The sequence below is a fragment of the Hymenobacter sp. BT559 genome (genome assembly GCF_016427535.1).
Taxonomy (GTDB): Bacteria; Bacteroidota; Bacteroidia; order Cytophagales; family Hymenobacteraceae; genus Hymenobacter.
Window position 1 is genome coordinate 1301424 of record NZ_JAELXV010000001.1, and the last position, 13924, is coordinate 1315347.

Annotated in this window: 11 protein-coding genes; 4 read left to right on the top strand and 7 right to left on the bottom strand. The window is 61.2% G+C overall.

Features of this window, described 5'->3' with window-relative positions; translation table 11 throughout:
* The first annotated feature begins 141 nt into the window (after positions 1-141).
* Positions 142-879 (top strand): hypothetical protein, encoded by a 738-nt coding sequence (locus tag JAO77_RS05395; protein WP_198989266.1) that lies wholly within the window; start codon positions 142-144, stop codon positions 877-879.
* 265 nt (positions 880-1144) lie between these two features.
* Here the strand turns inward: JAO77_RS05395 and JAO77_RS05400 are convergent, their stop codons facing one another.
* The 4 genes from JAO77_RS05400 to JAO77_RS05415 form a co-directional block, all read right to left on the bottom strand.
* The gene (locus JAO77_RS05400) at positions 1145-1969 is read right to left on the bottom strand and encodes a maleylpyruvate isomerase N-terminal domain-containing protein (protein ID WP_198989267.1); all 825 of its coding nucleotides are present in this window, start codon (positions 1967-1969) and stop codon (positions 1145-1147) included.
* Positions 1970-2538: 569 nt separating this feature from the next.
* Positions 2539-2967, bottom strand: coding sequence for a hypothetical protein (locus tag JAO77_RS05405; protein WP_198989268.1), 429 nt, complete (start codon positions 2965-2967; stop codon positions 2539-2541).
* A gap of 213 nt (positions 2968-3180) precedes the next feature.
* Entirely contained in the window at positions 3181-3744 is a 564-nt protein-coding gene (locus JAO77_RS05410; protein WP_198989269.1) for a hypothetical protein, read from the bottom strand.
* A 12-nt stretch (positions 3745-3756) separates the two neighbouring features.
* On the bottom strand, positions 3757-6075 hold the full coding sequence (locus JAO77_RS05415) for a TonB-dependent receptor (protein WP_198989270.1): 2319 nt from the start codon (positions 6073-6075) through the stop codon (positions 3757-3759).
* Between the two features lie 148 nt (positions 6076-6223).
* Here JAO77_RS05415 and JAO77_RS05420 point away from each other — a divergent pair, with 148 nt between their 5' ends.
* Positions 6224-7459: a hypothetical protein gene (locus JAO77_RS05420; protein ID WP_198989271.1), complete on the top strand. Its 1236-nt coding sequence runs from the start codon at positions 6224-6226 to the stop codon at positions 7457-7459.
* A 138-nt stretch (positions 7460-7597) separates the two neighbouring features.
* Here JAO77_RS05420 and JAO77_RS05425 read toward each other — a convergent pair whose 3' ends face one another.
* Positions 7598-7816, bottom strand: a complete 219-nt coding sequence (locus JAO77_RS05425) for a hypothetical protein (RefSeq protein ID WP_198989272.1) — start codon at positions 7814-7816, stop codon at positions 7598-7600.
* A 34-nt stretch (positions 7817-7850) separates the two neighbouring features.
* On the opposite strand from JAO77_RS05425, the gene JAO77_RS05430 reads away from it, so the two are divergent.
* A complete protein-coding gene (locus tag JAO77_RS05430) occupies positions 7851-9293 on the top strand; it encodes an alpha-L-fucosidase (RefSeq protein WP_370549721.1) in 1443 nt (480 codons plus the stop codon).
* Positions 9294-9405: 112 nt separating this feature from the next.
* Here JAO77_RS05430 and JAO77_RS05435 read toward each other — a convergent pair whose 3' ends face one another.
* On the bottom strand, positions 9406-10296 hold the full coding sequence (locus JAO77_RS05435; RefSeq protein ID WP_198989273.1) for a sugar phosphate isomerase/epimerase family protein: 891 nt from the start codon (positions 10294-10296) through the stop codon (positions 9406-9408).
* A 593-nt stretch (positions 10297-10889) separates the two neighbouring features.
* Between JAO77_RS05435 and JAO77_RS05440 the strand changes: the two genes are divergently transcribed.
* Positions 10890-12749 (top strand): glycoside hydrolase family 97 protein, encoded by a 1860-nt coding sequence (locus JAO77_RS05440; protein WP_198989274.1) that lies wholly within the window; start codon positions 10890-10892, stop codon positions 12747-12749.
* Positions 12750-12811: 62 nt separating this feature from the next.
* Here the strand turns inward: JAO77_RS05440 and JAO77_RS05445 are convergent, their stop codons facing one another.
* The gene (locus JAO77_RS05445) at positions 12812-13894 is read right to left on the bottom strand and encodes an NADH:flavin oxidoreductase/NADH oxidase (RefSeq protein ID WP_198989275.1); all 1083 of its coding nucleotides are present in this window, start codon (positions 13892-13894) and stop codon (positions 12812-12814) included.
* Positions 13895-13924 lie beyond the last annotated feature (30 nt).

Sequence of the window (13924 nt, forward strand, 5' to 3'; positions counted from 1 at the left end):
GCAGGGTGGGTTAACGCGGAAACAGACTTGGCTTTTAAAATCGTCTAGGGACGGGCATTAACCGACGGCCTCTTCTATGCGTGGTAGCTTTGCCTAGAATCTAACGCACCAATCCAGTGACCGTGCTGGCTGTTCCATGCTATGCCTAACCGCGACCAGACTATTCGCGCCAGGGGTGTTTTGTACACGGGGCTAGTTGGTTTACTCGGACTGCTCGGGCTGGGAAGCTGCTCGGTCGGGCGGGTAACGCAGCTCACAGAAGACTACTACCAGCTCCTGCAGACGAATGATTCGCTACTGACCAACGTCGTAGCGGGTGTTCCCCACCATCGCTTATACGTAGAGCAACCAGCACCTGATACATTGCTGCTCTATCTGCCAGGGACGACCATCGCGTCGCCTGTGCGCTACGGGCTGCGGCCTAAGCACCATGCCGTGCTATTGCATCGCGAAATGGATTTTGACATTTTCACCTTGCCGTTTAAGGTGCGTCCGGCCCGCGAGCAGGTGCCTATTGCACTCAACACGACCTTTAACGCGGCGCTGTACGTTGGGCGGCGGCTCGACTTTTACCATCTTAACCGCCACCGCTCACCTATTGGACGGACCGCGCCGCTGATTCGCACCGTGGGGCTGGGCTACGGCTTATTTACCGGCTTGGGTTCCTCCCTGGTAACAGGCGACTTGACCCGCGGCCACGCGGCGTTGGATTACGAGGGCGTAGTGATTCATAGCGGGGCCGCGGCCATCTACGACGCCCGGGTATTCAACCTAGGGATAGCTATTGGGGTAGACCAACTGCTTGGCTCCGACGCCGACTACTGGCTCTACCAGCGTAAACCCTGGTTTGGGCTGCTTTTTGGTCTGAATCTGAATTGATGACCACCAACTAGGATAAGCCAGTAACTGTACGCTTCTTTAAAAAAGGTCGATACAGTTCAGCACCCGGCAGGTTCATGGCGCACGAAGGTGCAGTGGCAGGTGCTTAAGTCTCACGCGCATCCAGCGAGCGCGGGATGTTTACACCACGACATGTAGTCCGTCGTTCACAACACGTAAAAGGGCATTTGACCTATTTGCACGCTCGCGGGTAGCTTGTTTGCTGCGTTTCCAGTAGCTGCTTGATGTTAATAGCAGCGCTAGCTTAGGCCATGACAGCCACCATCCGGAGCACGGCCGCGCCTAAGTGGGCATCGCCGCGCAGCTGCGCGCCGGCCTCCGCGGGGTCTATACCTTTGGTAAACACCTTCCACGCCACTTCCGGGGCCAGCTCCACTTCCGCCGCTAGCTGCGTGCCGGGCACGAACGTGGCCCGCAACTGCCAGCGGTCAGCGACTCTTTCCGTCTGCCACACGCCCCCGCTGGCCGAGGACACGCACACTTGTACCACCGTCCCAACTGGCGCCGACACTTCCCGTAGCGCATGAGGCAACCCACGCAGCAAGGTGTCCAGTAGCGGCCGGTAGAGCGCCGGGGTTAGTAGGTTGGCGGTTTGGCCCACGGCTTCCCGAATTTGCTGCTGGTGGTGCCATTTCTCGCTGTAGTCGCGCGCAATATGAAACCAGTTCTTCGACTCAGCCTCCCCGGCCCACGCCACCGAGAACGCGGCGGTCGCCCACGGGTCCAGGGTGTGGAGGTAGGCCGTGTACTCGGCGCCCGATTGGGCTAGCAGCTCAATGAGCACTGCAGGACTAAGCCGGCGCGCGGTGCGCACCCACTCGCCGTTGAGGCGGTTGAGGAAGGTCACAATACCAGCGTAGTCTACCGCCTCGGGCGCCTCGCCGTAGTGCCCATCGCGCAGCATGGATAAGGTGCGCAGGTTGCCGTCGAGCAGATGAGCGGCCACGTCTTTTACCGTCCATTGCCGGGCTAAAGTGGGGCGTTGCCAGTCCGCGTGCCCGAGCGAACGCATCAAGGTCAGCAACTCGTGGTCCAGCACTGGAAACAGCGGCAGAACGTCGAGGGGCACAGGTAAGGGCATAGTCATCAATGGTAAAAGCGAGGGGAGTACAGGCGCGAAAATAGCTCCCTTCCCCGACCAAAGCCCTTATTACCCTTGGTGATGAGTTAGTGCTGGTAGTCCAAAGTGAGGTCAAGAAACGCGCCCACCGGTTAACATACATGAACTCGCCCGAAGGCAGCGAAACCAGTGGCTGGTCTGCTGCTAAGATGCCACGCCAGTTGTGCTTCAAACGACAGCCAAATGCGTCACTTCTCTAAGTTGTGTCCGAGAAGCAGCCTTAGGTGAAACAGGGCGCCCATTAGTAGCCCTTTTCTGCACTTAACTACGTATTAGGGATAGATTCCCATACTGCAAGCAACTCCTTTGTGTTGTTGCTCTTGATGCCCTAGCCGTCAATATAAGCTGCCTTTAAAATCCTCATTTGTGAGAGGAAGCACTTAGCACTTATGACACGGTACTTTAAAATACCAGTTGTAAATGCTGAATGGACTGTTAAGCCGAGAGGGCTAGGCTACTGGTGAGGGTTGGTAAGATTTTTATAGGTGGGGTGGGTGAAGCTGGCGCGCAACGAGAGGCTAAGTCAAGTAGATTTTAGCTTGCATCGCGCTCGTGAGTGGGTGAGGGTAATAGGGTAGTAGCTCCTCTATTACTTCTTGCTTCATGCGCACTACAAATTGTAGGTGAGCGCATTGGCTTTGGATAAGGTGAAAGTCAGTCTGCGCAGCGCGAAACTTAGCTATTAAGTCTTGATAGCGAGTTTCCAGGCGTTCTTCGGGCGAGTGCTGAGTTAAGTACATCAGTTGGAGCGGGTGAAGCTGGCGCGTAATAGTTTCGTCTTTGGCGGCTACTAGGGCGTTGGCCGGGGCTAACTCACACTGGCAGGCCGCCGGGGTAGCGGCTAACTCTTGCTGAAATTTATTCTTCTCCACCTCCACCTTCTGGTTGTTACCACTGCCGGCTTGGTTGAAAGTACTCGTTTGGACTGTAAAGGCTGTAAATATCAAAAACACCAGGCATATTTTGTGAAATAGCCTGGTGTTTTTCTGAAGAAACAATGGAGCCAAAGGGCAACCCACGAAAGATATGCTCAGCCGTTGGCCGGGCTGGCAACTGGCCCACCTAGGACTTGCCGGCCTGCGTATCGACCAAGGCTAGGGCACGGAGAACCAGCTGAGCCAGTTCCGCGCCTTTGCTTACTAGCTAGGTACTACCTAGGCTTAGCGAATGGTAACTGGAAAGGTCGTGTCGAAGTCGGTGCTGCCGGGCGTTTCAGTGCCATCCTTAGTGCCGACTTGGTGGCGCAATACCACGCGCAGGCTACCGCTGCCCGCGCCTGCCGTGGTGGCCCGCGCCTGCAAGCCAAAGGGCAAGCCTTGGCTGTCTTTGTCGGTAACTACCACCGTGAGCGGCGCGCCCGTGGGCTTGTAGACAAACAAGTGGTTGGTGGCCTCGCGCACGATTTCGGGCGTCACGTCCTCGCTCGTGGTCGAGGTTTCGTTGAGAACGGCATCGACCGTGAGCGTGTACACCGTGTTGGGTTGCAAGGTGATGGGGTCGATAACGGGCGGGTTGCCGCCCTGGCCGTCCAGGTCTTTCCAGGTGGCCAGGCGCACGTCGGTGGGGGTGGCCTGGTTCACGAACTTGAGGCGCATGGAGGTTATCAATTCGTTTTCGCGCACGGCGGGCAGGGGCGTTTCGTCTTTTGAGCAGCTGCCCAGCAGACCTAGGGCAAGTAGGGCGGGGGCCAGCAAGGACGCTGGGCGAGAGAAAGCAAAAGTCATACTATCAAAGAATTAGGGGGTAGAAGAAGCGGCCGGCGATTGGCCAAAGGGTACCGTGAGGCGCAGGGCTACATTGCGGCCCACCTCGGGGGCGAAGTAGCGGAAGGCGTTGAGGTAGTCGCGGTAGGTGGTGTTGAAGAGGTTGTACACGCTCAGGCTCAGGGCCACGGAGCGGCCCAGTAGGTGGGCCTCGGTGCTGGCGTCGAGGTGGCAGAGGGTGTAGGCGGCGGGCGGCGGGGCAAAGTCCTGGTCGTCGCGCACGCGCCACTGGCGGGCGGTGTGCTCCACGCGTAGACTCAGGGTATTGTCGGCTAGGCCGCGCCAGGTGGGCAAGGTCAGGCGCAGGGCAGCGGCGGTGCGGTCGGCCGGAATCAGCTCTAGGTGCCGGCCGGTCTCGCGGTTGTAGGCGCGCACCGCCGAGTAGCTGGCCGTGGCCGTTAGCCAATCGGCCACGCGGTAGCTGGCCGTGGCATCGGTGCCGTAGAGCGCGGCATCGACCTGCACATATTGGTAAGCCAAAAACGCGCCCCGCACCGTGAGCACAGCCTCGGTGCCGGGGCGCAGGTAGATGTAGTTGTTGAGGCGATTGTGGTACACATTCAGCTCGCCGCTCAGCCGCTCGCTCTTCTTGGTCACCCCGCCGTAGAGGTTAAAAGTGGATTCTTCGCGCAGGTTGCGGTCGCCCTGCTCGAAGCGGGCGCTGCCGTGGTGCACGCCCTGCGAAAACAGCTCGTTGATGGACGGCGGCCGCCAGCCCCGGGCCGCGCCCGCATTCAGGCGCCAACCGGCCGGCAGCTGGTAGGCCGCCCCCACCGTGCCCGTGAGCTGCCCGTAGCTGAACTGGGGCCGGATTTCGGGGCTGCGCTGGTCGGTGGGCACCTCGCGCAGCCGGGCCTGCATGTGCCGGGCATCGTAGCGGGCGCCGGCTTCCAGCTCTAGGTGCCCGCGGCTCCAGCGCTCGGTGGCAAAGGCGCCCAGGCTGCGATTGGTGAAAAACGGGATGAGGTAGCGGCCGTCGTAGTAGTTCTGCTGGTGCTGCGCACTCACGCCCACTTTGCCTCGCAGGCCACCTAGGGGGCGGTGGTCGAGGTAAGCATCTAGGGCCTGGGTGGTGAGGTTGAAGCGTAACTGGTACTCGTGCTCGTAGGCCTGGCGCACCAGGTCATACTCCTCGCGGTTGTTGCGCTGGTAGCTGTAGCGCAGGTGCAGCTTGCCCAGCCTAGGTAGCTCATAGTGCGCAGCCACGCGCACCGAGTGGTGGCCGATAAGCTGGTAGGGCCGCCCGATGGCGTACGAAAAATCTCCCTTCACCAGCGGCTCGGAGCGCGCAATAGCGGCCAGCAAGTCGGTAGTATTGCCGATGTGCGCGCCCTCAAAAATGCCCAGCCGCGAGTTGAAAGTGCTGGCGTACAGCTCGGCCGAAAAGGCGTTCTTGGCAAAGCCCACCGTGGCCGAACCATTATACTCCTGAAAGCCCGTGTTCTTCAGGTAGTAGCCGGGTACGCGGGCGTTGGCGGCCTGCCGCGTGCTCAGTTGCACCCGGTAGCCAAGCAGGCCCTGGGGCCGGGCCCCTTCGGCCGTAGCCGACAGCGCCCCGAGGCCGTTATTGCTCATCAGCACCGACTCGACGCGGCCCCGCAGGCCGGGCCGATAGTCGAGGGCATCGGGCTCGACCAGGATAACACCGCCCACGGCATCGGAGCCGTACATGACGCTGGCCGCGCCCTTCACCACCGTGAGGCGGCTGGCCACGAAGGGGTCTACCTCGGGGGCGTGCTCGCTGCCCCACTGCTGCCCCTCCTGACGCACGCCGGCATTATAAATCAGCACCCGGTTGGAGTGCATGCCATGAATGACGGGCTTGACGATGCTAGGTCCCGTCTGGATGGTACGCAGACCTGGCACGCGTTGCAGGGCCTCGGCCAGCGTCTGCCCCCGTGTGAGCGACAGCTCACGCATCTCAACGCTACTTTGTTGCATTAATGGCGTATCATAAGCTCGCTGACCGGTAGCCGTCACCTCACCTAGGGTGCCCTCTAATGGACGCAGTACGACGGGTAGCTCTGTACTGGCTGCTAGAGTCAGGGAACGAGTAGCGGGCTCGAAGCCTAGGTAGGTCACTACCAGATGGTAGGTACCGGAGCATAGTCCAGCTAAGTAATAATGACCATTATTATCGGCCACCGTGCTAATAGAAGTGCCTTCTAGACGCACGGTGGCGGCGGGCAGTACTTGGCCGGCCGCGTCGGTTACCACACCCGCCACGTGCAGCTGGCAAGTCTGTGCCGTGGCCGTCTGGGGCAGGCTGGGCACGCTTAGTAGGCTGAGCATTGCTCCTATCCCAGCACAGGACAAGAGATGAAGCCGAAAGAATGAATGATATTTTTTTATTGCAACCACGTTTCAAAAGTAGGACGCGCTTGCTTAGGTTTGCAAAAAAAATCACGAAAACCTCATTTCATTTCTTCCCTTTTCTACCATGAAGCACCTCTTTTCATCGGCTCGGCTGGCGCTGACTATCGCGGCGGGTTTATCGCTTGCGGCTTGCAACAAGGACAACGACGACGTAACCCCGGTTGACCCTGACGCGGGCAAGGAGTACCGTTTTGTGCGCCTGCTGGTGGCCGACGAGCAGGCCAGTACCCTCACTCAACTCACGCCTTTCGACGGCAGCACGGCTTCGTTTAGCGCCAAGTATCCGCTGGCTACACTCTACCCCACGGCCTCGGGCCGATACGCCGCCGTGCTGTACCAGAGCCAGAACCTGGTGGAGATGTTCGACACTGGCCTAGAATCGCACGACGACCACGCCGATGTGAAGGGCACGGCCAAGTGGGCCGCCATCTCGGCTACGAACCCCAAGCCGACGCACTTCAAGAGCCATGACGAAGAGACGCTAATTTTCAACGATGGCGATGGCACGCTGAGCGTGGCCGACGAAGACGACTTCCACACACCGGGCGCTAAGTTTCGGGTTATCAATGCTGGCCTAGCGGCTCACCACGGGGCCATGGCCCACTTCAGCAACGACACCTATGCCGTAACCGAAACCCAGCCCGGCAGCACCGCGCCCACCGGCGTGCGCGTCATCAACTCAACTGGCGGCTTGGTGCATGCCGCCACCCTGCAAACTGGCAGCCTCCACGGCAATGCCAGCGATGGCGAAAACGCTGTATTCGGCGCTTGGACCACCACAGCTAACACCAGTGGCAGCGTGCTAGTAGTCAACAAGTCAGGTCAGCAGCGCCTCATTGCTAATCCCGCCAGCCTCGGTGCCAACCGCCTAGGCACCATTTTATATGCGGAGGGCGCTAAGAAATTTATTGGCTACTCAGCCACCAAGGGCGCTTACCTCATCGACCTGGCGGCGAATAGCATGACGCCCATCTACGACGGCACCGACGCCATTCAGTGCAAGCTTGACTACGCCGGCAAGCAGCTGCTGGTGCTGACGCTCGGCGGCCAGCTGCGGGTGTACGACCTGACTACTAATTCCTTGAAGCAGCAGGGCACCGTGATTGCCGCCACCTCCGCGGCCGATGTGTACAAGCCCGTACTGGAAGCTTCGGAGCGGTTTGCCTACATCGCCGTGCCTGCGCTGGGCGAGGTGCATCAGGTGCAGCTCGACAACCTGAGCGCGGTAACGAAGCACAAAGTGACGGCGCGCCCGGTGCGCCTCACGCTGCTCGGCATCGAAACCAGCGAGTCGCACTAAGCTGCGCTACTGCGCCTTACGAGACCATGTAGGAATGAAGGCCCAGCCGATTGGCTGGGCCTTTTGTGTAGTAGTGGCGCCCTAGGTGCTGCCGCAGCTGGTGCAGGGGCCTACGTGTTTGAGTGGCATCATGCTGCCCTACTTGTACCAGGCCAGGCGGCGGGTATCTGCCGCATCGGCGCCCCAGAAGTTAGCGTCTAGTGTAGCCTGCTCATCGTGCGCAATGCGAGAGAAGTGAAACGGCTTGCGATACAAAAAAACGGCAATAGCGGGCGGTGTGCGAACGGCAGGGGCGGTAGAGGTCGCGCCGCGGCTACCTAGGCGAGCAGATGGGGCGTACTTCTGCTGGCGAAGCACTAGCTTTAGCCGCTCATCTACTCCGTCGTTTCGCGTGTCTTTCTTGTCCTCTACCGGGTGGCGCTGGCTACTAGGGGCCGTGGTGGCGGTGCTGCCCGCCCGGGCCCAAACTCCCTACGCCCCCACCTGGGCCTCGCTCGACCGGCGTCCCATTCCGGCCTGGTTTACTGATGCCAAGTTTGGCATCTTCATTCACTGGGGCGTGTACTCGGTGCCCGCCTACCGGCCCGTGAGCCCGCGGCCCTACGAAACCTATGCTGAGTGGTACGGCGCCGATGTGTACGGCAACGCCGCCCTGCGGCAAAGCTTTCATGACAAGAACTACGGCCCCACGTTCACGTACCGCGACTTTGGGCCCCTGTTTCGGGCCGAGCTGTTTGACCCCGCCCGCTGGGCCGACTTATTTGCCCGCGCTGGCGCCCGCTACGTGGTGCTGACCACCAAGCACCACGATGGCTACTGCCTGTGGCCCACCACCGCCCCCTACAAGCAGCAGTGGCACAGTGGGGTAGTGGGGCCCAAGCGCGACCTGGCCGGCGAGCTAGCCCAGGCCGTGCGGGCCCGGGGCCTGAAAATGGGCTTCTACTACTCGCTGCTGGAGTGGGAAAGCACCGCTACGGCCAACCGCCCCAGCGGCTATTACCTACCCAAAGCCGACATCGACAAATACCGCATCCCCGACGCGCAGTACGTGGAAAAGAACTCGCTGTGGCAGCTCAAGGAGTTGGTTACGACCTACCAGCCGGCCTTGCTCTTTGCCGATGGCGAATGGGACCGCCCGGCTACCTACTGGCGCAGCCCCGAGTTTCTGGCCTGGCTCTACAACGAGGCCCCTAACAAGGAAGAAGTAGTCGTGAACGACCGCTGGGGACAAGGCACCCGCGGGCAGCACGGCGGCTACTACACCAGCGAGTACGCGAGCGACAACGACAAAGTCGGCGTGCAGCACCCCTGGGAGGAAAGCCGCGGCATGGGGCAGTCCTACGGCTTCAACCGGGCCGAAAACATTGAGGACTACAGCACCTCGGCCCAGCTGGTGCACCAGCTCATCGACATCGTGAGCCGCGGCGGCAACCTGCTGCTCAACATTGGGCCGGCGGCCGATGGCACCATTCCCGTCCTCATGCAAGAGCGCCTGGTCGATATCGGGCGCTGGCTTGCTGTCAATGGCGAAGCCATTTATGGCACGCGGGCGTGGGCGCCGGGGGCACCTGCCAAGGGCGCGTCGCAGTCCCTCTACTACACCGCCAAAGACCAGGACGTGTACGTGCTGGCCACAAGCTGGCCCACCGCGCCTTTTGTAGTGGCCGGGGTGCCCTCGGCCAGCCACCCCACGGTGACGTTGCTGGGCAGCACGGTGCCCGTCGCGTACACGGCCCAGCGTGGCCAGCTGCTGGTGCAGCCGCCGGCCCTCACCCCGGCCCAGGTGCCTTGTCCGTTTGCGTACGTGTTCAAGGTGCACCGCGCCACCCGCTAAGACCTAGGGCATATTAAGCGAAAGGCCGTTAACCCATCCTGCTGGGCATAGCCAAAGCAGCATGAATTAACGGCCTTTTTACAAACAGCCAACTACGCGTGGAGCTGTCCCGCTAAGCCTTCTTAGGTACAGACAGCAGGTTCTTGCGCATGTAAGCGGCGCTCTGGGCGATGCTCTGGAAGGCATCGCCTGCAAAATTCTCTTGCTCCATTACGGGGTGCTTGAGCCCCGCCGTGCCAGCGTAGGCCATGATGCTGCGGTAATCAATCGACCCGTTGCCCACCTCGGTGTTTAGCTCGCGATTGGCTTTGTCCATGTCCTTCACGTGCCAGAGCGGGAAGCGCTTGGGGTGGTCCTTTATCAGCTTGATGGGGTCTTGCCCAGACCGCACTACCCAGTAGATATCCATTTCAAAGTCTACCAGGGCCGGGTCGGTTTCCTTGAGCAGCACGTCGTAAACGGTGGTGCCTTCGAGGGGCTTGAATTCAAAATCGTGGTTGTGGTAACCTAGGCGCATGCCCGCGCTTTTGCACCGGGCACCCGCCGTGTTGAACTTGGCCGCCAGGGCCCGGCAGTCGGCCACCGTGGCGCGCAGCTTCTCATCCAGGTACGGCACAATGACGTACTGCTGGCCGCAAGCTTTGGCTGCCTCAATGGTAGCCATGAGCTGGGCCTCGTCGCCGCTCCGCAGAAAATTGCCCAGGTCGTAGTGCCCGCTGGGGGTGGTCAGGCCATTGCCCGCGAGCACGGCTTTAAACTCCGTGGGCTTCATGCCCCAGAAGTGCTTTTCGGGGCTGTAACCAAACGTTTCGACTTCTTGGTAGCCGGCTTTGGCTACTTTGGCCAGCACGCCTTTGGGGTCCTGGCCGATATACTCGCGCAGGGTATATAGTTGCAGGCCAGCCTTGTAGGGCGCGGGGGCGGCAAGTAGCAGCTCGGGCTGCAGGCAAGAAGCAGCGGCTAGCAAGCCAACTTGCTTCACAAAATCGCGGCGGTGGGTCATACAGTGGGGAAAGAAGAGAAAAGGGTGGAAAAGCGGGGTTAGCGGCTGCGCGCATGAGCGCTGGCGGTGGTAGCCCAGCGCTTGGGGCTTAGCGTGCTTGCCTGTGTAGGCGCTGGGTAGCACCGACTGGTATTGCGGAGTAGGCGGCGATTAATTGCCGCTTTATAAAAGTGGGTAGGAAGCGCAAAGTACAGCTTTTTAAACCGAAGCCTAGGTGAAAGACTAAAATGGCCGAGCCTTACTAGCTAGCTCGCCAAGTGCCGTGGGCAAAAAGGGTGCCTCTTATTGCCCCGTAGGCTGTAGTAGCTGCGGGCTTCCTAAAAGCGGGAGGGGTGCAGTGGCATACCTAGGGAAAGCGGGTGGGCCCGCGAGTAGTGCCAAACTGCTTGTGTCCAGAGCTTCGCAAACGGGAATAGCCGCCCTAATTCATGAGTTGCTGCCCCTTAGCCCCTCAGGTACTCCCGGCCGAAAGAGGTGCCCTAGGGGCTAAGGGTTAGGTGGCCAGGCGCTTACGGCGCCCCGCTCCGCGAAAGTTCGCCGCCCTTTGGGAGTACTTTAGCCGCCGCTACCTTTTCTCGTCGCTCTTCTCCTTCATGAATATCTCCACTGCTTTCTCCTGGCTGCTGGCTGCGCAGCTGCTATCGGCCCCGGCGCTGCTGGCCCAAACCCGGCAGGAAACCATTCTGAGCCCTGACAAGCGCCTGGCCTTAACGGTCTTTTTCACCGGCGACCAGCTGCAGTATAAAGTCATGTTTCGGGGCAAGCCGGTCATCGAGCCATCGGCCTTGGGGTTGCAGCTGGGTTCGCGGGTGGTGGGCCGGGGGCAGGCGTTTGGCCAGGTGCAGCGCACCAGCGTCGTCGAAACCTACCCTTGGCGCGGGGTGCACAGCAAGGCCACAAATGCCTACAACCAAGCAAGCTTGCCCGTTACGCCCGCGGCCCCGGCCGCAGCCTTTCGCCTAGAGGCCCGGGTGTTCAACGACGGCGTGGCGTGGCGCTACGTGGTGCCGCAGGCGGGGCAGGACCCAGTACGCGCCGACAACACGGAGTTTGCTATTCCGGCGGGCAGCAGCGTGTGGAGCCAGCCCGACATTGTCAACTATGAGGGCCGCTATCAGCCGCAGGCTATTGAGGCGGTGCCCTTGGGCCAGTTGGCGGGGCCGCCGCTCACCGTGGTGCTGCCGGGGCGGCAGGGCTACCTGGCTATTACCGAAGGGGGGCTTACGGATTTTGCTGGCATGTCGCTGGTCGCCAGTGGCCCGCGCGTGTTCAAAGCCAATTTGAAGGGGGCCGTAGCCACCGGTGCTACGATCGAAACGCCTTGGCGCATTGTGGAGGTAGGGGCGGACCTAAACACGCTGGTGAACTGCGATATTGTGCCCAACGTGTCGCCCAAGCCCGATGCCCGTTTATTTCCGCAGGGCTTGGCCACGCCCTGGGTCCAGCCCGGCCGCAGCGTGTGGTCGTGGCTCTCGGGCAACCGGGCCGTGACGTTCGAAAACATGAAGCGGTTTTCTCAGTGGGCGGGGCAGCTGGGCTTCGAATATAACCTAGTAGACGAGGGCTGGAGCCGCTGGAACGACGGTGGCAAAGACCCCTGGACCCTGATGCAGGAGCTAGTGACGTACTCGGCGGCTCAGCACGTAAAGGTGTGGGTGTGGAAAGCCTATTCCGACCACGACGGCACTCCCGGCTTGCAGCAGGCCGCCGCGCGGCAGGCCTTTTTTCGCCACTGCCGCGATATCGGCGTGGCAGGCGTGAAGATTGACTTCTTCAACGGTGAATCGCAGGAGGTCATAAAGTTTTACCAGGCCGCCCTGCGCGAGGCCGCCGAGCTGCACTTGCTGCTGGATTTTCACGGGGCCAACAAGCCGACCGGCGAGTCGCGCACCTGGCCCAACGAGCTGTCGCGGGAGGGGGTGCGGGGCCTGGAAAGCGAAAAAGTGTGGCCCGCGCACGACGCGGCTCTGCCGTTTACGCGCTACCTAGCCGGCCACGGCGACTACACGCCCCTCACCTTTGGGCCCCTCGGCCAAGGCTCCACGCTGGCGTACCAAGTTGCCACGATGGCTACGTTTACCTCGCCTTTTTTGTGCGTGGCCGCCAACCCCGAAGACATCCTGACCAGCCCCGCCTGGGAGCTTATTACCAGCATTCCGACCGAGTGGGACGAAACCATCGTGCTGCCCCAGAGCGCAATAGGGGGCCTTTCGCTGCTGGCCCGCCGCCGGGGCACCACCTGGTACCTAGCGGCGCTGAATGGGACGGCGGCCCAGCAAGTGCCCGTTAAGCTCGCCTTCTTGGGCAAGGGCAGCTACCAGGCCCTGACGCTGGCCGATAGCTCAGAAGCGCCGGCTGCGCCCAATATCAAGCGCGCCACCGTCACGTCGCAGGTCTCCCTCACCTTATCCCTGCAAGCGGGCGGGGGCTACCTAGGTATCTTCCGCAAATAGCCAGGGGCCGCCCTATTTGATGAGCCTAGGACTAGCCTAGGTTCCTGAGAGCTACCAAGCTCTCAGCGGCCGGCGTTGGGAAAAGCCCGCTTATACGGTGTTGGCACGGGGGCATCGGCGTGCAGTTCGGTAGCCGCCCGTAGCGGGAAGTAGGGGTCGCGCAGCAGTTCTCGCGCTAGCACCACGAGGTCGGCCTGGCCGTTGGCAATTAGCTCGTTGGCCTGCTGGGGCGTGGTAATGAGGCCCACGGCGCCAGTCAAAATACCGGTGTCGGCTTTTAGTTGCTCGGCGTAGGGTACTTGGTACAGGGGCACTACTTTGGCCCGGTCGGGTGCGCTAAACCCACCGGCCGAGGCCGTAACCACGTCTACTCCGTGCTGTTGCAGCACAGTCACCAGCCGCACCGAATCGGCCAGGTGCCAAGCGTGCTCTTCGTCCGAAAAATCGACGGCCGAAAGCCGCACCAGCAGCGGCATTCCGTCGGGAATGACGGCCCGCACCGCATCTACTACTTCGAGTAGCAGCCGAATGCGGTTTTCGAAGCTGCCGCCGTAGGCGTCGAGGCGCTGGTTGGCAAGCGCCGAGTAAAACTGGTGAAACAGGTAGCCGTGGCCTGCGTGCAGCTCAATGGCATCGAAGCCTGCCTGCACGGCCCGCGTGGCCGCCTGCGCAAACTCGGCTACCAGGGTAGTTATTTCGGAGAGGGTCAGTACCTCGGCCGTATGCTGCTTATCGAGCGACACGGCCGAGGCGCTTTTGGTAACCCAGCCCCCGTCGGCGGGCGGTAGGTAATGAAACCCTGCTGTGGGGTGCGCGTGGCTGCCCTTGCCGCCTGCGTGCCACAGCTGCACGGCTATCTTGGCTCCTTGGGCCTGCACAAACTGTACGATTGGCTGCCAAGCCGCCACCTGTGCTTCGTTCCACAAGCCGGTGTCGAACAACGTATTGCGGCCTTCGGGCGAGACGGCTGTGGCCTCCGTAATCACTAGGCCTACCCCGCCCACTGCCCGGCTGCCTAGGTGCACCAGATGCCAGGCGCCGACCAGGCCATCGGGGCTGAGGTACTGCTGCATGGGCGACATGACCAACCGGTTTTTCAGTAGTAAGCTGCGAACCTGGAGCGGCGAAAACAAGGGGACGTTCATGTATGGAGGAGTAAGGGGAGGGGCACTGCA

Bases quoted from the DNA above. Each gene is read 5' to 3' on its own strand.
- JAO77_RS05435 (WP_198989273.1), bottom strand. From the start codon at position 10,296: ATGACCCACCGCCGCGATTTTGTGAAGCAAGTTGGCTTGCTAGCCGCT.
- JAO77_RS05415 (WP_198989270.1), bottom strand. From the start codon at position 6,075: ATGCTCAGCCTACTAAGCGTGCCCAGCCTGCCCCAGACGGCCACGGCA.
- JAO77_RS05420 (WP_198989271.1), top strand. From the start codon at position 6,224: ATGAAGCACCTCTTTTCATCGGCTCGGCTGGCGCTGACTATCGCGGCG.
- JAO77_RS05445 (WP_198989275.1), bottom strand. From the start codon at position 13,894: ATGAACGTCCCCTTGTTTTCGCCGCTCCAGGTTCGCAGCTTACTACTG.
- JAO77_RS05410 (WP_198989269.1), bottom strand. From the start codon at position 3,744: ATGACTTTTGCTTTCTCTCGCCCAGCGTCCTTGCTGGCCCCCGCCCTA.
- JAO77_RS05395 (WP_198989266.1), top strand. From the start codon at position 142: ATGCCTAACCGCGACCAGACTATTCGCGCCAGGGGTGTTTTGTACACG.
- JAO77_RS05440 (WP_198989274.1), top strand. From the start codon at position 10,890: ATGAATATCTCCACTGCTTTCTCCTGGCTGCTGGCTGCGCAGCTGCTA.